Source organism: Pseudomonas sp. zfem004 (genome assembly GCF_032621715.1).
GTDB lineage: Bacteria > Pseudomonadota > Gammaproteobacteria > Pseudomonadales > Pseudomonadaceae > Aquipseudomonas > Aquipseudomonas sichuanensis.
Genome location: NZ_JAVYJF010000014.1, coordinates 85,650 through 105,959, shown reverse-complemented (window position 1 = coordinate 105,959; position 20,310 = coordinate 85,650). Strand labels below are relative to the sequence as shown.

The following is a 20,310-nucleotide window of genomic DNA, read 5'->3' as shown; positions in this document are numbered from 1 at the left end:
GCGACAGCAAAAGATGCGTATTCATCGAAGGAGCCCTTTTTGGCCTGTTGTTATTGTCAGGTCGGCACAGCCGACTTGTGCGACAGACATTAATCAGCGGGCCGGGCCTGCGCAATTCGTCGAAGACGACATTGTGCGTTTATCGAACAGGAAACTTTCGGGCTGTTCGATTCTGGTGCATTCGCAAGGCTTGCTATGGAAGCAACTGCCTTTCTTTGTAGGAGCGGCCTTGTGCCGCGAATGGGCCGCAAAGCGGCCCCAGCGTTACCGCATGGATCGCCGGGGCCGCTGCGCAGCGCTTTCGCGACACAAGGCCGCTCCTACAGTGGGCGTGCGCAATCAGCCAAACAGCTGATGACAAAGATCACGGCTGGCCGCCAGCAGGATCGGCAGGAAGCGTTGCTCCAGTTCACTGCGGCTGACCCGCCCGACATGGGTACTGACGTTCAGCGCCGCCAGCACCTGGCCGGAGGCGTCATAGATAGGCACGGCAATCGAGCGCAGGCCTTGCTCCAGTTCCTGGTCGACCACGCACCAGCCCTGCTCGCGCACCTGCTGGATACAGGCCAACAGCGACTGCGCATCGTGCAGGGTACGGCTGGTGCGGGCCTTGAGGTCGGCGCGGTCCAGATACTCGTGCAGGCTGGCATCGTCCAGCGCGGCCAAAAGAATGCGCCCCATCGAGGTGCAGTAGGCCGGCAGGCGCCCGCCTACCGAGAGGTCGACCGAAATCAGCCGCTCGACGGTGGCCGAGCGTGCGATGTACAGAATGTCGTCACCTTCGAGCGTGGCCATGTTGGCCGCTTCGTGCAGCTGGTCGCTGATGCGGTCCAGGTAGGGCTGCGCCGAAACCGCCAGCGGCGTCGAAGACAAGTAAGCGTGGCCGAGGGTGAGCACCTTGGGCAACAGCGAATAGGTACGACCGTCGGTCGTCGCGTAGCCGAGCTTCATCAGGGTGTGCAGGCAACGGCGCACGGCCGCGCGGGGGATCTCCGTGCGGTGGCTGATCTGGGCGATGGTGAGATGGCGCTTGCGCTCCTGGAATGCCTGGATCACCGCCAGGCCGCGGGCCAGAGAGGTCATGAAGTCCGGGTCACCGGTGAAAGCCTGGATGCGCTTGGCCGCCGACGCCACGATCGGCGGGGCCATGGCCGGCGTGGTGCTGCGCGCGGGGTCGTTGGCCACCGGGCCGCTGGTTTCATCGCTCATGGAGCTGCCTCATAAAATCGCTGGTTCGTGCGATTATCGAACGAACGGCCGATAATCGCAATTGACCGCTGACACTTTTGCTTATACCTTTCCCCTGCCACATGTGGCTTCTTTGGAGAGACTGGTCAGGTACCCACCGTAGAAGTCCCAGGCAACGGCCTCGCCCACCCGCGAGGCCGTTTTTGTTTCAACCGTCCCGAGCCTAACTTCCAACCCGGCGGATTGAACTTATAGTGCCTGCCCACAGACTCATGTGGTGCTGACGACAACAACTTGCAGGGCATTGTCAGCAGGCGGAAAACAACGATAGCCTTCGTTCGGGCTGTTGCTATAATCGCTACTGTTGATTGTCCGCCAGTGACGTGGATCCATCAGCTAACTTTCGTCGCTTGATGAGCTTCAAGCCACCGCCCCGGTTTGGCTTGCCCGGTGTTGAACAACGGCACTTTCAACGTGCCTTGAACTTGCCACCCCCGGCATCGCTGCGACGGACATTTCGCATTGGCTGCATACGCCGCTACATCCAATGTGCAGGTATCTGCCAATGCCAAACTTCAAACTCTTCAGGTATGACTGTGACGAAAGAAGAACTGCGCGCGGAACTCGAGCGACAGGCTGAACGTTACAAGGATGTATACGGTGGCGAAGTCACCACCTATGCCGCACAACCCGACCCGGAACGTAAACCCTGGCGCAAGCGCGCAAGCATTCGCGACCAGGCGTTCGCCCAGGAACTGGAAAAGATGGAGAAGGATCTGCACAGCGACGGCGAACGTAGCTGAGCGACATCACCGCGCCATCAGTCATTGACCGTCGGCGCGGCGGCATCTTTACCGAAACACCGTGGGTGAAATGGAATTTCACAAATTTCATACAGCCGTTTGAGCAGATTCCTGCACAGCGATTTTCACTCAAATCGTTGATTTTTAGGTAATTTTGCGATTTTTACCTGCCTGTTCGCGACCAACACCCCGCAGACCACCACGCCCCTGAGCGTGCGGTCATCCGTCATCGAACTGTGGCAGGTGCATCGATTTGCAGGGTTTTCTGGCATAATCCCGCCCCCCTAAAGACCGCCAGACAACCTTCATGATCGATTTATTCAGCGGACTGGATGCCTGGGTCGTCGTGAGCCTGATGCTCGCTCTGACCTTCGTTCTCGCCTTCGAGTTCATCAATGGCTTTCATGACACCGCCAACGCGGTAGCCACTGTCATCTATACCAAAGCCATGCCACCGCACCTGGCCGTATTCTTCTCCGGGGTGTTCAACTTCCTCGGCGTGCTGCTCGGCGGCGTCGGCGTGGCCTATGCCATCGTCCACCTGTTGCCGGTGGAGCTGCTGATCAATGTGAACACCGGCCACGGCCTGGCCATGGTCTTCTCGTTGCTGGCTGCGGCCATCACCTGGAACCTGGGCACCTGGTACTTCGGCATCCCCGCCTCCAGCTCGCACACCCTGATCGGTTCGATCCTTGGCGTGGGCCTGGCCAATGCACTGATCAGCGATATCCCGCTGGGTGATGGCGTGAACTGGCAGAAAGCGATCGATATCGGCATGTCGCTGGTGCTTTCGCCCATGGCTGGCTTCGCCGTTGCCGCGCTGGTGCTGCTTGGCCTGAAATGGTGGCGCCCGCTGTCGAAGATGCACAAGACCCCGGATCAGCGCCGCAAGCTCGACGACAAGAAGCACCCACCATTCTGGAACCGCCTGGTGCTGGTGATCTCGGCCATGGGCGTGAGCTTCGTGCACGGCTCCAACGACGGCCAGAAGGGCATCGGCCTGATCATGCTGGTACTGATCGGTATCGTCCCGGCCAAGTTCGTGCTCGACCTGAACAGCACCACCTACCAGATCGAACGCACCCGCGACGCCACCATGCACTTGAGCCAGTTCTACGAGCGCAATGCGGCGACGCTGGGCGAGTACCTGGCCTTGGGCAAGGCCAAGTCGGCCGACCTGCCGGAGCAGTTCAGCTGCAACCCGCAGCAGACCGAACCGACCATCGCCGCGCTGCAATCGTCGCTGCAAGGTGTGACCGACTACCGCGCACTGAGCGCCGAGAAGCGCGTTGAAGTACGTCGTTACCTGCTGTGCCTGGACGACACGGCGAAGAAGGTCGGCAAGCTGCCAGGCCTCGAGCCGCGCGAAAAGGCCGACCTCGAGAAGCTGCGCAAAGACCTCACCGCCACCACCGAGTACGCACCGTTCTGGGTGATCGTCGCCGTCGCCCTGGCCCTGGGCCTGGGTACCATGGTCGGCTGGAAGCGCGTGGTACTGACCGTCGGCGAGAAGATCGGCAAGCAGGGCATGACCTATGCCCAGGGCATGTCGGCACAGATCACCGCCGCCTGCGCCATCGGCATGGCCAACATCTTCAGCCTGCCGGTGTCGACCACCCACGTACTGTCTTCAGGCGTGGCCGGTACCATGGTTGCCAACAAGAGCGGCCTGCAAGGCGGCACCGTGAAGACCATCCTGCTGGCCTGGGTACTGACCCTGCCAGCGACGGTGGGCCTGTCCGCCGGCCTGTTCTGGCTTGCTATCAAAGCCATGAGCTGAACGCTGTAGCCATGAAAAAAGGCGCCTTCGGGCGCCTTTTTTCATGGTCCGGGCAAGCGCCCGGCAACTGGCCGTTCAAGGACGAGCATTGATCTGCTGCTGCAGGTTCTGGATCTGGCTCTGCAGGGTATTGATGTTGCGGGTGGTCTGCCCGCGGAATGCATCGAACTCCTGCACCGAAGCGCCCCCGGCCGATTGCGCCGAGCGGTTGTCGGCCTGGCTCTTGAGCACCAGCACATCCTGTTCCAGGCTTTCGATCGCCGCGCTCGGGTTGCGCTTCTTCAGGGCCTCCACCTCGCTGTTCAGGCTTTTCAACTGACCATCGAGCTTGCCACCGTCTAGCTGGCCCGACTTCAACGCCGCAAGTTCCGTATTCACGGCCTTCAATTGCGCTTGCAGTTGCCCCTGCAACTCGGTCACTGCTTTCTGCTGCTCGCGGGTATCGGCCAGTACCTGTTCCAGGCGCTTGCCCAGGTCGCCGGCCTGGCCGGCAACGCCCTGCTGCTGCTTGCCCTGCTCGGCCAGGTTGGCCTGCAACTGACGGATCTGCAGCTTCAACGCTTCGCTACCGGTGGTGCTGCTCGACTCGCTGGCGTCGACCTTGCCGCTGATCGCCTGCAGGCGCCCGGCCGCTTCCTCGCTGATACGGGCAAAGCTTTCCTGGGTGGCCACCAGTTGCTGCTCCAACAGCGAGATCTGCTGAAAACTCCACCAGCCCAGGCCGGCCAGGCCTATGAACGAAGCCCCCAGCAATGCCCATAGCGGGCCATTGCTGCGCGGCCGCGCAGCCTTCTGGCGGCCCCGCGCGACATGGGCAGGCAGCAATTCATCGTCATCGGGGGTGCCGGCGCGCAGGGCGGGCACGTCGTCGAAATCGTCGTGGGCGTCGTTACGCATGGGTGCATTCAACCGCTGTGGTAGCAAAGAGGCATGAGTATAAACCGCCAAGGCGGCGCACTGCAGACCATCATCCCGGCAGCAGGTTCACTGGTTGCCCGGTTGTGCTTTCCACCAATGACAGAATTCATCCAGCGCGGCCCAGGTGTCGGTCTTCGGGCGGTAGTCCAGGTACTGCCGGGCACGACTGATATCGAGGGTGAAGTCCTTGCTCATCACCTGCATCGCGGTACGCGTCAGGGTCGGCTGTGGGCGCCCTGGCCAGAGCAGGCAGGCGGCCTCATTGGCCGCCGCCAGGCTGTAGGCCAGGCCGAAACTGCGATAGCGGGTGACCTGCGGCAGCTGCATCTGGCGCATGACGTAGTTCACCACGTCCCACAGCGGCAATGGGTGGCCGTTGCTGATGTTATAGGCCTGCCCCAGCGCCGGCGCCTCGGCAAACAGCGCGCTGAGCAAGGCTTCGTTGAGGTTGTGCACGCTGGTGAAATCGACCTTGTTCAGGCCGTTGCCGATGATCGCCACACGCCCCTTGCGTTGCATGCGCATCAGCCGCGGGAAAATACTCGCATCGCCAGCCCCGGTGACGAAGCGAGGTCGCAGGGCCAGTACCTCCAGGCCGAATTCCTGGGCACCGAATACCTTCTGTTCGGCCAGGTGCTTGGTCAATCCGTAGTGATCGTGAAAGCGCCGTGGCACCTGCTCTTCGCGGATATCACGCTGGGAACGGCCGTTGAAGTAGATCGACGGCGACGACAAATGCACCAGGCGCCGCACATGCTCCTTGATGCAACCTTCGACCACGTTCTCGGTGAGCACAACGTTGCCCTGGTAGAAATCCTGGTAACGCCCCCAGTTACCCACCGCACCGGCGCAGTGCACCACTGCATCGACGCCCTGGCACAGGCGCCGGGCCAGTTCGGCGTCACCCAGATCGCCTGGGATGAACTGCGCGCCGCGCTTGACCAGGTGTTCCACACCCTCCGCCCGCCGGCCATTGACCCGTACGTCCAGGCCCTGCTCCAGGGCAAAGCGCGCAAAGCGCCCGCCAATGAAGCCGCTCGCGCCGGTGACCAGAATTCGCATGTAACACTCCGCCTTGCCAGATTTCAGATGCAGCAGACGCCGGCCAGGCCTACAAGGGCACCAGCCAGTCCCGCGCCGAATGGCGCAGGTGCTCGGTCAGCTGGGCGAGCAGTTGCCCGCCGTTGCGCCAATGATGCCAGTACAGCGGCACGTCGATGGGGGTATCGCTGCAGATTTCCACCAGTTCGCCACGACCCAACTGCTCGGCCACCTGGCGCTCGGGCACCAGCCCCCAGCCCAGGCCCGCCTCGGTCATGCGCAGGAAACCTTCGGACGAGGGGCACAGGTGGTGCAGGAAACCGTCCTGGATACCCAGCGATGCCAGGTAGCGATGCTGCAGGAAATCGTCCGGGCCGAACACCACCGCCGGCGTGCGCGCCAGCCGTGCAACCTCGAAGCCGTTGGGGAAGTAACGCGCCATGAACGCGGGACTGGCCAGCGCCCGGTAACGCATTGCCCCCAACGGCATGCTCCGCGCCCCGGCCACCGGCCGCTCGCTGCCACACAGGCAGGCAGCCACTTCACCGGCGCGCATGCGCTTGAGGCCGACATCCTGGTCTTCCACCACCAGGTCCAGCAGGACCTGCTGCTCGGCACAGAACGCCCCCACGGCCCCCGCCCACCAGGTCGCCAGGCTGTCGGCATTGAGCGCGATGCGCAGGCGCTCTGGCATGCCCTCCTCGTCCAGCGCCGGGACCTGGCGTTGCAGGTCGCGCTCCAGCAGGCGCACCTGCTGCACATGGTTGAGCAACTGACGGCCGACCTCGGTAGGGCTGGGCGGCGTGGCCCGCACCAGCACCGGCTGGCCGACCCTGGCCTCGAGCAGCTTGATGCGCTGGGAGATGGCCGATTGCGACAGCCCCAACACCTGCGCGGCGCGCTCGAAGCCCGCTTGTTCGATCACCGCGGCGAGGGCGGCGAGCAGCTTGTAGTCGAACATCGATTTCTCTAATGAGTGATCAGCTCTATTTGTTTTTCTTATACAGCCGAGGGCGCCACAATGGCCACATCTTTCTAGGCAATCAACGCCGGCCTGCGCGCCGGTGTCAGTGGAGTGTTGGCGCTATGTGGCAAAGCTATCTGAACGGCATGCTGGTGGCCTTCGGCCTGATCATGGCCATCGGCGCGCAAAACGCCTTCGTCCTGGCCCAGAGCCTGCGGCGCGAACATCACCTGCCGGTGGCGGCGTTGTGCATCGTCTGCGATGCGCTGCTGGTGGCCGCCGGGGTGTTCGGCCTGGCCACGGTGCTGGCGCATAACCCGACCTTGCTGGCAGTGGCCCGCTGGGGCGGCGCGGTGTTCCTGATCTGGTACGGCGCCAAGGCCTTGCGAAGCGCCTGCTCCAAGCAGAGCCTGGAGCATCAGCAGGGCCAGGGCGTGCGCTCGCGCCGCGCGGTGCTGCTCAGCGCACTGGCGGTGACCTTGCTCAACCCGCACGTTTACCTGGATACGGTGCTGTTGATCGGCTCGCTCGGCGCCCAGCAGACCGTGCCTGGCGCCTACGTGGCCGGTGCCGCCAGCGCGTCGCTGCTGTGGTTCACTACCCTGGCCGTGGGCGCTGCGTGGTTGGCGCCATGGTTGGCACGGCCGGCGACCTGGCGGATGCTGGACCTGATGGTGGCGGTGATGATGTTCGCGGTAGCGGCTCAACTGATTTTCAACTGACGATATACAGTGTGGGAGCGGGTTTACCCGCGAATGCGGCGGTTGATGCAACATCGCATTCGCGGGTAAACCCGCTCCCACAGAGGGCGTAGGCCCCCGCTTGAATGGGCAGCTTTTCCCACAATGGGGTAAACTGCCGCGTCTTCAAACCTATAACGACTCGCCTGATGCCCACGACGTTTCAAGAGATCCCCCGCGAACGCCCGGTCACGCCGTTGCTCGACCGCGCCGACACGCCTGCCGGCCTGCGCCGGCTGGCCGAAGCCGACCTCGAGCCTTTGGCCGACGAGCTGCGCCAGGAACTGCTCTATACCGTGGGGCAGACCGGCGGGCATTTCGGTGCCGGCCTGGGCGTCATCGAGCTGACCATCGCCCTGCACTACGTCTTCGACACCCCGGATGACCGGCTGGTGTGGGACGTCGGTCACCAGGCCTACCCGCACAAGATCCTCACCGGCCGGCGCAACCGCATGTTGTCGCTGCGCCAGAAGGACGGCATCGCCGCCTTCCCGCGCCGTAGCGAGAGCGAGTACGACACCTTTGGCGTCGGTCACTCCAGCACCTCGATCAGCGCCGCGCTGGGCATGGCCATTGCCGCCCGCCTGCAGAACGATCCGCGCAAATCCATCGCGGTGATCGGCGACGGCGCACTGACCGCCGGCATGGCCTTCGAAGCGCTGAACCACGCGCAGGAAGTGAATGCCGACATGCTGGTCATTCTCAATGACAACGACATGTCGATCTCGCGCAACGTCGGCGGGCTGTCCAACTACCTGGCCAAGATTCTCTCCAGCCGCACCTACGCCAGCATGCGCGAAGGCAGCAAGAAAGTGCTGTCGCGCCTGCCCGGCGCCTGGGAAATCGCCCGCCGCACCGAGGAATACGCCAAGGGCATGCTGGTGCCCGGCACCCTGTTCGAAGAGCTGGGCTGGAACTACATCGGCCCGATCGACGGCCACGACCTGCCGACCATGATCGCCACCCTGCGCAACATGCGTGACCTCAAGGGCCCGCAGTTCCTGCATGTGGTGACCAAAAAGGGCAAGGGCTTCGCCCCGGCCGAGGTCGACCCGATCGGCTACCACGCCATCACCAAGCTGGAGCCGGCCAACAAGCCGGTCGCGCCGAAGAAACCGAGCGGGCCGAAGTACTCCGCCGTGTTCGGCCAGTGGCTGTGCGACATGGCCGCCGCCGACAACCGCCTGGTGGGTATCACCCCGGCGATGAAGGAAGGCTCGGACCTGGTCGACTTCAGCGAACGCTACCCCGAGCGCTACTTCGACGTGGCGATTGCCGAACAGCACGCGGTCACCCTGGCCGCCGGCATGGCCTGCGAAGGCGCCAAGCCGGTGGTGGCGATCTACTCCACCTTCCTGCAGCGCGGCTATGACCAGCTGATCCACGACGTGGCGGTGCAGGACCTCGACGTGCTGTTCGCCATCGACCGCGCCGGCCTGGTCGGCGAGGACGGCCCGACCCACGCCGGGGCCTACGACCTGTCGTACCTGCGTTGCATCCCCGGCATGCTGGTGATGACCCCGAGCGACGAGAACGAGCTGCGCAAGATGCTCAGCACCGGCCACCACTACAAGGGCCCGGCGGCTGTGCGCTACCCGCGTGGCACCGGCCCGAACGCGCCGATCAGCGGCGACCTCGAGCCGCTGGAGATCGGCAAGGGCGTGGTTCGCCGCCGGGGCAGCAAGGTCGCCCTGCTGGTGTTCGGCGTGCAACTCACCGAGGCCCTGCAGGTGGCCGAGCAGATCGACGCCACCGTGGTCGATATGCGCTTCGTCAAACCGCTGGACGAGGCCCTGGTGCTGGAAATGGCCGCCGGCCATGAGCTGCTGGTGACCATCGAAGAGAACGCCATCATGGGCGGTGCCGGCGCCGCCGTGGGTGAGTTCCTCGCCCGCGAAGCGGTGGTCAAGCCGCTGCTGCACCTGGGCCTGCCGGACATCTATGTCGAGCACGCCAAGCCGGCGCAGATGCTCGCCGAGTGCGGGCTGGATGCCGCCGGGATCGAGGCTGCCGTCAAAGCCCGAATGGCCAAGCTCGGCCTGTAAGGACCTATCGCGGGGCAAGCCCGCTCCCACCAGTGATCGTGGGAGCGGGCTTGCCCCGCGATTGCAATTGAACTGCCCATGAAGATCTCTACCCTTTCCCTGCTCTGCCTCCCCGCCGCCGCCCTGGCCGCCGAACCCTCCCGCGACGACGCCCTCAAGCTCCCCGACGTACTGATCAGCGCCAGCCGCCAGGTCGAATCGCGCAGCGCCACCAGCGCCGCCAACACGGTGTTCACCCGCAGCGACATCGACCGCCTGCAACCCACCGGCGTCAGCGACCTGCTCGCCCGCGTGCCCGGTGTGCAAGTGGCACCAACCGGTGGCCGCGGCAGCCTGCCCGGCATCTTCATCCGTGGCACCAAGGCTGCGCAGACCTTGGTGCTGGTCGATGGCGTGCGCATCGCCAACGCCACCTCCGGCGACAGCGGCCTGCAGTTTCTCGACGTCGAGCAGATCGAACGGGTGGAAGTGCTGCGCGGCTCGCGTTCGGCGGTGTACGGCAGCGACGCCATCGGCGGGGTGATCCAGATCTTCACCCGCCGCGGCGACGGCCAGGGGCTGCAGCCGCGCCTGCGCCTGTCGGCCGGCAGCAACCAGGCCTGGCAGCGCAGCCTGGGCCTGTCCGGCGGCGATGGCGACACCCGTTTCAACCTGGGCGCCAGCCTGGACGAGACCGCCGGGATCGATTCGACCGGCCCGTCATTCGCCAGCGACGGCGACCATGACGCCTACCGCAACCGCTCGCTGAACCTGAGCCTGAGCCATGTGTTCAACGAACGCTTCGAAGCCGGGCTGAACCTGCTCGACAGCCGTGGGCGCAGCGAATACGACAACCCGTTCGGCCGCTTCGACCCGGTCACCTTCGAGAGCTTCGGCCAGAAGCCCTACACCGACTTCACCGTCAGCAGCCTCGGCACCTACCTGGACGCCCAGCTCAACGACGCCTGGCATTCGCGCCTCGAGCTGGGCCACAGCGAGAACCGCGACGACAAGCGCGACAAGCTCAGCGACGAGCGCCAGGTGTTCAACACCTACCGCGACCAGGTCACCTGGCAGAACGATTTCACCCTGGATGCGCGCAACAACCTGCTGCTCGGCGGCGACTGGTATGAGGACCGGGTGCATGCCAGCACCGATTTCGACGAGGACAGCCGCTGGAACCGGGCAGTCTTCGCCCAGCACCGCTTCGCCGGTGAGTGGTTCTCCACCGAACTGGGGCTGCGCCGCGACCAGAACCAGCAGTTCGGCGGCCAGACCACCTGGAGCGCCAGCCTCACCCTGCCGGTCAACGCCAGCAACGACCTGCTGCTGTCCTACAGCGAGGGGTTCCGTGCGCCGACCTTCAACGACCTGTACTACCCGCAGTACAGCAACCCGAACCTGGACCCCGAACGTTCGAAGAGCTACGAGCTGCAATGGCGCAGCCAGCTGACCGCCGACAGCCGCCTGGAAGCCTCGCTGTACCGCACCGACCTGCGCGACGCGATCATCTTCGGCGCCGACTCGATCCCGCGCAACGTGGCCTCGGCCCGCATCAATGGCTTCGAGTTGGGGCTGCAGCAGCAGTGGGGCGAGTGGCACAGCCAGCTCGGCCTGGCCCTGATCGACCCGCGCGACCGTGACAGCGGCCACACCCTGGCGCGCCGCGCCCGGCGCACGTTGAGCCTGGACCTTGATCGGCAGTTCGAGCGTTTCAGCCTGGGCGGCAGCTGGCAGGCCGTCAGCAGCAGCTACGACGACGAGGCCAACCGCAATACCCTGGGTGGCTACGGCCTGCTCGGCCTGCGTGGCGGCTGGTCGGCGACGGATGAGGTGAAGCTCGAACTCAAGCTCGACAACCTGCTGGACAAGCAGTACAGCCGCGCCCTGTACAGCTTCGATGGCAGCCCGTACGGCTATCGCGAAGAGGGCCGCACCTGGCTGCTCAGCGTCACCTGGACACCGGCGCTGTAGCGTCCAGCAAGGCGCACAAGCGTGCCGTTGCCTCGATCATCTGCCCGCTGGGCCGCTCCAGGCCTTTGTCCGGCACCACCAGCAGGTGGCCACCGGCCACGGCGCTCAGCTTCGGCCAGCTGCGCCAGCTGGCCAGTTGCGCCTGGTCGCCAGCGAGGATCACCTGCGGGTCGCGCAACAGCACCGACTCCACGCTGACCTGTGGCGCCGGTTGCGGCAGGTCATCGAACACATTGCGCGCCCCGCAGACCCGCAACGCATCGCTGACCACCTGCCGCCCGCCCAAGGTGTACAGGGGCTTGTCCCACACCTGGTAGAACACCCGCAACGGCGTCGCGCGCCGGTAGCGTTCGCGCAGGCCGTGCAGTCGCTCACGCAGGCTGGCCGCATACACGCGCCCCTGCTCGTCGCGCCCCAGTCGCTGGGCGATGGCTTCGATCTGGGTGATCAACTGGTCGAGGTCGCCGGGCTCGGCGCTGAAGGTGGCGATGCCCAGCCGCCGCAGCTGGTCGCGCTGCGCAGGCGCGACGCTGCCGGGCCAGAGCAGCAGCAGGTCGGGTTTGAGGCTGAGCAGCCGCTCCATGTCCAGTTGCCCGTGGCGCCCCACCGAAGGCAGGCCCTGCAGCGATGCCGGGCGTTCACCGCCATCGAGCAGGCCGACCAGCAGGTCCTGTGCCTGCAGCTCGACGACGATCTCGGTCATCGACGGCGCCAGGCTGACCACCCGCGGCGCGGCCTCGGCCAGGGCGCCGAAGCTCAACAGTGCAAGCAGGACGAGCAGCGCTCGCATCAGCCGAGCTGGCGCGGAATGCGGTAGAGGTACAACAGCACCACGGTGGAAATCGCCATGAGGATCTGCGGCACCGCCTCCAATCCGACCAGCACCGACAACGCGGCGACCCAGGCCGGGAAGCAGGCATACAGCATGGCCAGGCGCCGCACCCGCGCCAGCTCGATCCAGGCGGCCGGCTCCTCGGCACTGCCGAGTGCCTTGTCGGTGGCGATCAGGGTGCGCTTGTAGGCACCGAAGCGCGGCAGGCTGAGGAACATGGTGGCTGCGCCAGCAATGAACAGCGGCATGGCCAGCACCGGGATCAGCGCCTCGCCGCCACCGAAAGCCCAGGCCATCACCGGCAGCGGCACCAGTCCGACCGCCAGATATTGCCACCAGGCCAGCGCCAGGCGCCGCTTCACCTCGCCACGGGTCACGCCTGCGGCACCTCGCCCTGGTGCTTGTTGCCCATCATGTGGCCCAGCTTGTCGGCCTTGGTGGCCAGGTACAGGCGGTTGTGCGGGTTGTGGCCGGTGTGCAGCGGCACGCGCTCGGCGACCTTGATGTGCATGTCGGTCAGGGCTTTGACCTTGCGCGGGTTGTTGGTCATCAAACGCAGCGCACTGACGCCCAAGTGCTCGAGCATCGGCAGGCACATGGCATAGTCACGCTGGTCGGCGGCGAAACCCAGGCGCTCGTTGGCCTCGACGGTGTCGGCGCCGCCGTCCTGCAGCTCGTAGGCGCGGATCTTGTTCAGCAGGCCAATGCCACGGCCTTCCTGGCGCAGGTACAGCAGCACGCCACGGCCTTCGCGGGCGATTGCCTGCAGCGCGGCGTCCAGCTGTGAACCGCAGTCGCAACGCTGGCTGAACAGCGCATCGCCGGTCAGGCACTCGGAGTGCAGCCGCCCCAACACCGGCTCGCCGTCGGCGATGTCACCCAGGCTGAGCACCACATGCTCACGGCCAGTGGCTTCGTCGAGGAAGCCATGCATGGTGAAAATCGCGTAGGGGGTCGGGAGTTTGCAAGCGGCGACAAAGACGACGGGCACGTTGTGCTCCTGGGAAGTAGGAAATTTCAGTTGGGCCGATTGTATCAGCAGCCCGGCGCAGGTGCGCAGGCTGAATCTCGCCGCTTAAGATCGAAAAGTTCGATGCTTATGGGGAGCGCGCGCGGCATACACCTGAGAACAACTGTCCTGCTGATTATCCGGACGCTGGTGAGAACCCTGTGGGAGCGGCTTTAGCCGCGAAGCAGGCAACGCAGTGGATGGCACCGGCTTCGCCGGTGTTCGCGGCTAAAGCCGCTCCCACAGAGTCCGTGCCACCAGCCGCCCTTAATGCGGCTGGCTGTCCGGGCTGAACGGATACGGCTGCTTCCAGCGCTCGAAGATCGGCTTCAACTCGCCGCTGCGCACCAGCTCGGCCATGCGCTTGTCGAACAGCGCACTCAGGGCCTTGCCCTGCTCGCTACGGGTAAAGGCCAGGTACAGCGGCAGCTCGGCGACGTGGGTGCTGCGAAAACGCTCGGGGTGTGGCGACTGCCCGAGCACGTAGTCGACTTCGGTCTGCGCATCGATATAGAAGTCCACCCGATCATGCTCGAGCATCGGCAGGATGCCCTCGCGGCGCTGGACCTCACGGAAGTTGTGGACGTTGGGCAGGTAGCTGGCGTAGTCATAGCCGCGCACCCAGGCCAGGCGATACTGGCCGACATTGTCGGGGGTGGGGACGGGTTTGCCGGCCAGGCCCAGGGCATAGATGTGGTCCATGTCGAAGTGCCAGCGCGGGTAGAGGTTGTCGTCGTTCTCTTCCTTGTACGAGCCGACCCAGGCATCGGCCTCGCCACGCCTGACCAGGCCTACCGCACGGCTGTACGGCGCGCTCTGGGTGACGACCTTGACCCCTGCCGGCTCGAACACCTTGCGCAGCACGTCCCAGGCCACCCCGCTGCCGTCGGCGTTGGTGTAGTCGAGCCATTCCTCGCTGACCAGGCGCACCTGTGCGGGCGTGTCGCGGGCCATGGCGGCCGGGGCGACGAGCAGCATCAATGCCAGTACAACAGTCCTAACGCCCATCACCACACTCCTGTGTTTCAGGCCACCGCCCACACCAGAACCTGCATGCCCAGCCAGGCAAATACACCGGCCAGGATATCGTCGAGCATGATCCCGAACCCGCCATGCACATGCCGGTCGACCCAGCGGATCGGCCACGGCTTGAGGATGTCGAAGAAGCGGAACATCAGGAACCCTGCAAGCAGCCACTGCCAGCCTTCCGGCACCAGCCACAGGGTGATCCACATGCCGACGATCTCGTCCCAGACAATGCCTTCATGATCGTGGACGCGCAAGTCATTGGCCACTTTGCCGCACAACCACACACCGAACAGCATGCTGATGCCCAGCAACAGCCAGTAGCCCCAGTCGGGCAGCATCTGCCACAGCGGAATGAACGGCAGCGCCACCAGCGAGCCCCAGGTCCCGGGGGCCTTGGGCAAGGTGCCGGAGCCGAAGCCGAAGGCGATGAAGTGCCATGGGTTGCGCCAGACCGAAGGCGGAACGAACTCCGCAGGCACCTGGTTGGGGTGGTCGGTCACGGTGTCTCCCTGAAATGTTGATAGCCCCGCTGCTGCGGGGTGATGTCCCGGCCCTGCGGGTCACGCAGGGTCACGCCCTGGCCTTGCAGCACATGGCCGATCACGTGCACGCCGCTGCCCAGGGCCGCGAGGGCCGCCTCAGGCACGGTGAACGCCAGCACGTAGTCGTCGCCACCGGTGAGCGCCGCGTGCAGCGCCCCCTCATGGCCGAGCAAGGCCTGCAAAGCGGGAGACACTGGCACCTGCGCCAGGTTCACCTGCAATGCCACGCCGGACGCCTTGGCGATGTGCCCGCAATCGGCCAGCAGGCCGTCGGAGATATCCAGCGCCGAGGTGGCCAGGCCACGCAAGCGCTCGCCCAGCTGCAGTTGCGGCAGCGGCGACCAATAGTGCTCAAGCAGCGGCCCGGCCACCGCGTCGCTGGCCTCGCGCTCGCCCAGCACCAACGGCAACGCCCCGGCCGCATTGCCGAGCTCACCGCCGACACACAACAGGTCGCCCGGGCGCGCGCCGCTGCGGCGCAGCGCCTGGCCGGCCGGCACCCGGCCGAACACGGTCACGGTGATGCTCAACGGACCACGGGTGGTGTCGCCGCCGATCAGGCTGATACCGCAACGCCGGGCCATGCGCCCGAGGCCGTCGGCAAAGCCTTCGAGCCAGTCGGGGCCGACCTGGGGCAAGGTGAGCGCGAGGGTGAAGCCGATCGCCGTGGCGCCCATGGCCGCCAGGTCGCTGACCGCCACGGCCAGCGAACGCTGGCCGAGCAGCAAGGGGTCGCAGACTGTGGGGAAATGCACACCGGCCACGAGGGTGTCGGTGGAGATCGCCAGCTGCTCGCCGGCGGGAATGTCCAGCAGGGCGCAGTCGTCGCCAATGCCCAGGGCCACGCCTTCGCCGCCCTGCGCACAGGGCGCGGCGGCGAAGTAATGGCTGATCAGCTCGAACTCACCCATGGCCGGCAGGCGCGCACTCAGCGCTTGTTCGCCTTGACTTCCGCCTCACGCAGACGCGGAGCCAGCTTGTCCAGCACGCCGTTGACGAACTTGTGGCCGTCGGTGGCGCCGAACACTTTCGCCAGTTCCACACCTTCGTTGATCACCACGCGGTACGGTACGTCGGCGCGCATGATCAGCTCCCAGGTGGACAGGCGCAGCACCGCCAGTTCGACCGGGTCGAGCTCTTCGAGCGGGGTGTCCAGGCAAGGCTTGAGCGCTTCGTCGATTTCGCTCTTCTTCGCCGGGACCCCGTGCAGGATCTCGCGGAAGTAGGCGCCGTCGATATCGGTGAAATCGTTGTCGACCCGGAACTGCGCTTCGACCTCGTTCAGCGAATGCTTGGCCATGTGCCACTGGTAGAGGGCCTGGGTGGCGAGCTTGCGGGCTTCGCGACGCTTGGCGCTCTTCGAGGGCTTGCCGGCATCCGCAGGTTTCGGATCGCGCGGGTTGAAACGATCGCTTTCGTCGCTAATCACTTGGCCTCCAACTGCGCCAGCAGGCTGACCATTTCCAGAGCGGACAGGGCAGCTTCAGCACCTTTGTTGCCGGCCTTGGTGCCGGAACGCTCGATGGCCTGTTCGATGGAGTCGACGGTCAGCACGCCGAAGGCCACCGGAACACCGAACTCCATGGACACCTGGGCCAGGCCCTTGGTGCATTCGCCCGCCACGTATTCGAAGTGCGGGGTGCCGCCACGGATCACGGCGCCCAGGGCGATGATCGCGTCGTAGTTGCCTTGCTGGGCGACTTTCTGTGCTACCAGCGGGATTTCAAACGCGCCTGGGGCACGGATGATGGTGATGTCGCTTTCGCTGACGCCGTGGCGTACCAGGGCATCGACTGCACCGCTTACCAGGCTTTCGACGACGAAGCTGTTGAAGCGGCCAACCACCAAAGCATAGCGACCTTTGGGGGCGATGAAGGTACCTTCGATGGTCTTCAGGGTCATTCTTGAGTTCTCATCTTCAAGAGCGAGGCCGCGCTGTGGCGGCCTCGGGAGGGTTTTGACTCGAGTTGCAAGGCGATCAAGCCGCCTCAAGTCACTCGGAGGGCACGTATTCTACAACTTCCAGATCGAATCCGGATATCGCATTGAACTTCATTGGCGAACTCATCAGGCGCATCTTGCGCACACCGAGGTCGCGCAGGATCTGCGAGCCGGCGCCAACCGTGCTGTAGGTGGTCGGTGCCTTGGGTTGCGCATCCCCCGCGCTTTCGCGGATGTGCGCCAGCAGCACGTCGCCATCCAGCGGGTGGCCCAGCAGCAGCACCACGCCGCTGCCGGCTTCGGCCACGGCGGACATGGCCGCGCGCAGGCTCCAGCGGCCCGGCTGCTTGACCATCAGCAGGTCGCGCAGTGGGTCCATGTTGTGCACCCGCACCAGGGTCGGCTCTTCGGCGCAGATCTTGCCCAGGGTCAGGGCCATGTGCACGTCGCCTTCCACCGCGTCACGGTAGGTGACCAGGTTGAACTCACCCAGTTCGCTCTCGATCGGCTGCTCGGAAACCCGCTGCACGGTGCGCTCGTGGATCATGCGGTAGTGGATCAGGTCGGCGATGGTGCCGATCTTCAGGCCGTGCTCGGCGGCGAACACTTCCAGCTCGGCGCGGCGCGACATGGTGCCGTCGTCGTTCATCACTTCGCAGATCACCCCGCTCGGCTCGAAACCGGCCATGCGCGCCAGGTCGCAGGCAGCTTCGGTGTGGCCGGCGCGGGCCAGGGTGCCACCGGGCTGGGCCATCAGCGGGAAGATGTGGCCAGGGCTGACGATGTCTTCGGCCTTGGCGTCCTTGGCCGCTGCGGCCTGCACGGTGCGCGCGCGGTCGGCGGCGGAGATGCCGGTGGTGACACCCTCGGCGGCCTCGATCGACACGGTGAACTTGGTGCCGAAACCGGAACCGTTGCGCGGCGCCATCAGCGGCAGCTTCAGGGTTTCGCAGCGCTCGCGGGTCATCGGCATGCAGATCAGGCCACGGGCGTGCTTGGCCATGAAGTTGATGTGCTCAGGCAGGCAGCATTCGGCTGCCATGATGATGTCGCCTTCGTTCTCGCGGTCTTCGTCATCCATGAGGATGACCATTTTGCCCTGGCGGATGTCTTCAACCAGTTCTTCGATGCTGTTGAGCGCCACGCGGCACCCCCTTCTCAATCAGGATTTCAAGAAGCCGTTGGCGGCCAGGAAGCTTTCGGTAATGCCACTGCCCTTGCTCGGCTCGGCGGCCTTGTCGCCCAGCAGCAGACGCTCCAGGTAACGGGCCAGCAGGTCGACCTCAAGGTTCACCCGACGCCCTGCGCGGTAGTCGGCCATGATGGTTTCGGACAGGGTGTGCGGGACGATGGTCAGCTCGAACTCGGCGCCATCGACTTCGTTGACCGTCAGGCTGGTGCCGTCGACGGTGATCGAGCCCTTGTGGGCGATGTACTTGGCCAGCTCTTTGGGTGCGCGCACGCGGAACTGGATGGCGCGGGCGTTATCGGCGCGCGAGACGATCTCGCCGACGCCGTCGACGTGGCCGCTGACCAGGTGGCCGCCCAGGCGGGTGGTGGGCGTGAGGGCCTTTTCCAGGTTGACCCGACTGCCGGTCTTCAAATCGACCATGGCGGTGCGCTTGAGGGTCTCGACGCTGACGTCGGCCCAGAAGCCGTCGCCGGGCAGTTCGACGGCGGTCAGGCACACGCCGTTGACGGCGATGCTGTCGCCGAGCTTGACGTCGCCCAGGTCGAGCTTGCCGGTTTCTACATAAACGCGCACGTCACCACCCTTGGGGGTCATGCTGCGGATGGTGCCGATGGATTCGATGATGCCGGTGAACATGCTGTTCTCCTCAAAGACAGGCTGCGCGGGGCAAGCCCGGCATTATACGCCGGGGGCCGGCAGGGGGATGGCTGTGACTCGCCAGTCATCGCCGACTGCGCGCATTTCGGTGATCTTCAGCCGCGGCGCCTCGCTCATCTGCGCCAGCGGCCAGTCCAGCAGCGGGCGGGCAGTGGAGCCAAGGAAGGTGCCGGCGACGAACAGCTGGTACTCATCGACCAGACCCTGGCGGGCGAAGGCACCGACCAGGCCGGCACCGGCCTCCAGCAGGATTTCGTTGACGCCACGCCCGGCCAGGATGCGCAGCAGCGCCGGCAGGTCGACCTGGCCAGCGTTGCCGGGCAGGTTGATCAATTCGTGACCAGCGGCGGCATAGCGCGGATCTTCACCGGCGGCGGTGATCACCAGCGCCGGGCCGGCCTGGAAGAATGGCGCGTCCAGTGGCAGGCGCAGGCGGCCGTCGATCAATACCCGCAGCGGCGGGCGCGACAAGGCCAGGGCCGTGAGTTCGGCGTCCAGGCCCAGCTGTTCAGCGCGTACGGTCATCCGCGCCTGGTCCTGCAGCACGCTGGCGGCGCTGGTGAGTACCACGCTTGAGCGCGCGCGCAGGCGCTGCACCGCCGAGCGGGCGGCAGGGCCGGTGATCCACTGGCTTTCGCCGCTGGCCATGGCGGTGCGGCCGTCCAGGCTCATCGCCAGCTTGGCGCGCACGAACGGCAGGCCGTGCTCCATGCGCTTGAGGAAACCGGGGTTGAGGGCGCGGGCTTCGGCTTCGAGCACGCCACTGGCCACTTCGATCCCGGCCTCCTGCAGGCGGCGCAGGCCATTGCCGGCCACTTGCGGGTTGGGGTCCTGCATGGCCGCCACCACCCGCGCCACACCAGCCTTGACCAGCGCCTCGGCGCACGGCGGCGTGCGGCCATGGTGGCTGCACGGCTCGAGGGTGACGTAGGCACAGGCACCTCGGGCGCGCTCGCCGGCCTGGCGCAGGGCGTGGACTTCAGCATGGGGCTCGCCGGCGCGCACGTGCCAGCCTTCGCCGACCACCTCGCCATCGCGCACGATCACGCAGCCTACGCGTGGGTTGGGGTGGGTGGTGTAGAGGCCCTTGCGGGCCAGTTCCACGGCCCGGGCCATGAAGTGGGCGTCGAGAATGGCGGCTTGGCTGGTCATGCTTACTCTTTGGCTGGCTCGCGGGCCAGGCGGTCGATTTCTTCGCGGAACTCGTCGAGGTCCTGGAAACGCCGGTAGACCGAGGCAAAACGGATATAGGCGACTTCGTCGAGCTTGCGCAGCTCGGCCATCACCAGCTCACCAACCACCAACGACTTCACTTCACGCTCGCCGGTGGCGCGCAGGCGGCTCTTGATATGCGCCAGCGCCGCTTCCAGGCGCTCGACGCTGACCGGGCGCTTCTCCAGCGCACGCTGCATGCCGGCGCGCAGTTTGTCTTCATCGAAGGGCTGACGCGTGCCGTCCTGCTTGATCAGCCGTGGCAGGACCAGCTCGGCGGTTTCGAAGGTGGTGAAACGCTCGCCGCAGGCGACGCATTCGCGACGGCGACGCACCTGTTCGCCCTCGGCGACCAGGCGCGAGTCGATGACCTTGGTGTCGTTGGCACCGCAAAACGGACAGTGCATGGTGGCAGGCAACAAAAAAAGGGAGGGCCATGGTAGCGCATTGCACTGGCAAGACAA

The 20,310-nt window shown here is 65.5% G+C and carries 21 protein-coding genes; 5 read left to right on the top strand and 16 right to left on the bottom strand.

The features are described from left to right. Positions 1–339 precede the first annotated feature (339 nt). On the bottom strand, positions 340–1,209 hold the full coding sequence (gene pcaR, locus RTH46_RS16555; protein ID WP_153788440.1) for a pca regulon transcriptional regulator PcaR: 870 nt from the start codon (positions 1,207–1,209) through the stop codon (positions 340–342). A gap of 575 nt (positions 1,210–1,784) precedes the next feature. Here pcaR and RTH46_RS16550 point away from each other — a divergent pair. Further along, positions 1,785–1,991 carry a hypothetical protein gene (locus RTH46_RS16550; protein ID WP_110993726.1) on the top strand — a complete coding sequence of 69 codons (207 nt, stop codon included), beginning with the start codon at positions 1,785–1,787 and terminating at the stop codon, positions 1,989–1,991. A gap of 307 nt (positions 1,992–2,298) precedes the next feature. Continuing rightward, a complete protein-coding gene (locus tag RTH46_RS16545) occupies positions 2,299–3,771 on the top strand; it encodes an inorganic phosphate transporter (RefSeq protein ID WP_110993725.1) in 1,473 nt (490 codons plus the stop codon). 75 nt (positions 3,772–3,846) lie between these two features. On the opposite strand, the gene RTH46_RS16540 is transcribed toward RTH46_RS16545, so the two are convergent. From RTH46_RS16540 to RTH46_RS16530, 3 genes are all read right to left on the bottom strand, one after another. Continuing rightward, complete coding sequence (locus RTH46_RS16540) at positions 3,847–4,668, bottom strand: ATPase (RefSeq protein WP_316906131.1); 822 nt, start codon at positions 4,666–4,668, stop codon at positions 3,847–3,849. A gap of 87 nt (positions 4,669–4,755) precedes the next feature. After that, entirely contained in the window at positions 4,756–5,751 is a 996-nt protein-coding gene (locus RTH46_RS16535; protein WP_316906130.1) for an NAD(P)-dependent oxidoreductase, read from the bottom strand. A 49-nt stretch (positions 5,752–5,800) separates the two neighbouring features. Beyond that, positions 5,801–6,691 (bottom strand): LysR family transcriptional regulator ArgP, encoded by an 891-nt coding sequence (locus tag RTH46_RS16530; protein WP_110993722.1) that lies wholly within the window; start codon positions 6,689–6,691, stop codon positions 5,801–5,803. A gap of 125 nt (positions 6,692–6,816) precedes the next feature. On the opposite strand from RTH46_RS16530, the gene RTH46_RS16525 reads away from it, so the two are divergent. From RTH46_RS16525 to RTH46_RS16515, 3 genes are all read left to right on the top strand, one after another. Further along, positions 6,817–7,416: a LysE/ArgO family amino acid transporter gene (locus RTH46_RS16525; protein WP_153788437.1), complete on the top strand. Its 600-nt coding sequence runs from the start codon at positions 6,817–6,819 to the stop codon at positions 7,414–7,416. A 167-nt stretch (positions 7,417–7,583) separates the two neighbouring features. Continuing rightward, complete coding sequence (gene dxs / locus RTH46_RS16520) at positions 7,584–9,479, top strand: 1-deoxy-D-xylulose-5-phosphate synthase (RefSeq protein WP_153787699.1); 1,896 nt, start codon at positions 7,584–7,586, stop codon at positions 9,477–9,479. Between the two features lie 78 nt (positions 9,480–9,557). Further along, positions 9,558–11,432, top strand: a complete 1,875-nt coding sequence (locus tag RTH46_RS16515; RefSeq protein WP_316906129.1) for a TonB-dependent receptor domain-containing protein — start codon at positions 9,558–9,560, stop codon at positions 11,430–11,432. Here the strand turns inward: RTH46_RS16515 and RTH46_RS16510 are convergent. From RTH46_RS16510 to nrdR, 12 genes are all read right to left on the bottom strand, one after another. Then, positions 11,410–12,222: a cobalamin-binding protein gene (locus tag RTH46_RS16510; RefSeq protein ID WP_316906128.1), complete on the bottom strand. Its 813-nt coding sequence runs from the start codon at positions 12,220–12,222 to the stop codon at positions 11,410–11,412. The genes RTH46_RS16515 and RTH46_RS16510 overlap by 23 nt on opposite strands. Then, complete coding sequence (locus RTH46_RS16505; protein WP_279846239.1) at positions 12,222–12,641, bottom strand: MFS transporter; 420 nt, start codon at positions 12,639–12,641, stop codon at positions 12,222–12,224. The genes RTH46_RS16510 and RTH46_RS16505 overlap by 1 nt, the downstream gene beginning before the upstream one ends. Then, positions 12,638–13,255: a GTP cyclohydrolase II gene (ribA, locus tag RTH46_RS16500; RefSeq protein WP_125462436.1), complete on the bottom strand. Its 618-nt coding sequence runs from the start codon at positions 13,253–13,255 to the stop codon at positions 12,638–12,640. Before ribA ends, RTH46_RS16505 begins: the two co-directional genes overlap by 4 nt. 285 nt (positions 13,256–13,540) lie before the next feature. Further along, positions 13,541–14,281 (bottom strand): transporter substrate-binding domain-containing protein, encoded by a 741-nt coding sequence (locus RTH46_RS16495; protein WP_316906127.1) that lies wholly within the window; start codon positions 14,279–14,281, stop codon positions 13,541–13,543. 17 nt (positions 14,282–14,298) lie between these two features. After that, on the bottom strand, positions 14,299–14,802 hold the full coding sequence (locus RTH46_RS16490) for a phosphatidylglycerophosphatase A (RefSeq protein WP_023632630.1): 504 nt from the start codon (positions 14,800–14,802) through the stop codon (positions 14,299–14,301). Then, on the bottom strand, positions 14,799–15,755 hold the full coding sequence (thiL, locus tag RTH46_RS16485; RefSeq protein ID WP_316906126.1) for a thiamine-phosphate kinase: 957 nt from the start codon (positions 15,753–15,755) through the stop codon (positions 14,799–14,801). The genes RTH46_RS16490 and thiL overlap by 4 nt, the downstream gene beginning before the upstream one ends. A gap of 17 nt (positions 15,756–15,772) precedes the next feature. Continuing rightward, entirely contained in the window at positions 15,773–16,273 is a 501-nt protein-coding gene (nusB, locus tag RTH46_RS16480) for a transcription antitermination factor NusB (RefSeq protein ID WP_110993353.1), read from the bottom strand. Next, positions 16,270–16,746, bottom strand: coding sequence for a 6,7-dimethyl-8-ribityllumazine synthase (ribE, locus tag RTH46_RS16475; RefSeq protein ID WP_110993352.1), 477 nt, complete (start codon positions 16,744–16,746; stop codon positions 16,270–16,272). The genes nusB and ribE overlap by 4 nt, the downstream gene beginning before the upstream one ends. A 91-nt stretch (positions 16,747–16,837) precedes the next feature. After that, a complete protein-coding gene (ribBA, locus tag RTH46_RS16470; RefSeq protein WP_153787693.1) occupies positions 16,838–17,929 on the bottom strand; it encodes a bifunctional 3,4-dihydroxy-2-butanone-4-phosphate synthase/GTP cyclohydrolase II in 1,092 nt (363 codons plus the stop codon). Positions 17,930–17,947: 18 nt separating this feature from the next. After that, positions 17,948–18,613, bottom strand: a complete 666-nt coding sequence (locus RTH46_RS16465) for a riboflavin synthase (protein WP_110993350.1) — start codon at positions 18,611–18,613, stop codon at positions 17,948–17,950. Positions 18,614–18,655: 42 nt separating this feature from the next. Next, positions 18,656–19,786 carry a bifunctional diaminohydroxyphosphoribosylaminopyrimidine deaminase/5-amino-6-(5-phosphoribosylamino)uracil reductase RibD gene (gene ribD, locus RTH46_RS16460; protein WP_316906125.1) on the bottom strand — a complete coding sequence of 377 codons (1,131 nt, stop codon included), beginning with the start codon at positions 19,784–19,786 and terminating at the stop codon, positions 18,656–18,658. 2 nt (positions 19,787–19,788) lie between these two features. Beyond that, on the bottom strand, positions 19,789–20,253 hold the full coding sequence (gene nrdR, locus RTH46_RS16455) for a transcriptional regulator NrdR (protein WP_016393425.1): 465 nt from the start codon (positions 20,251–20,253) through the stop codon (positions 19,789–19,791). Positions 20,254–20,310: the final 57 nt, after the last annotated feature.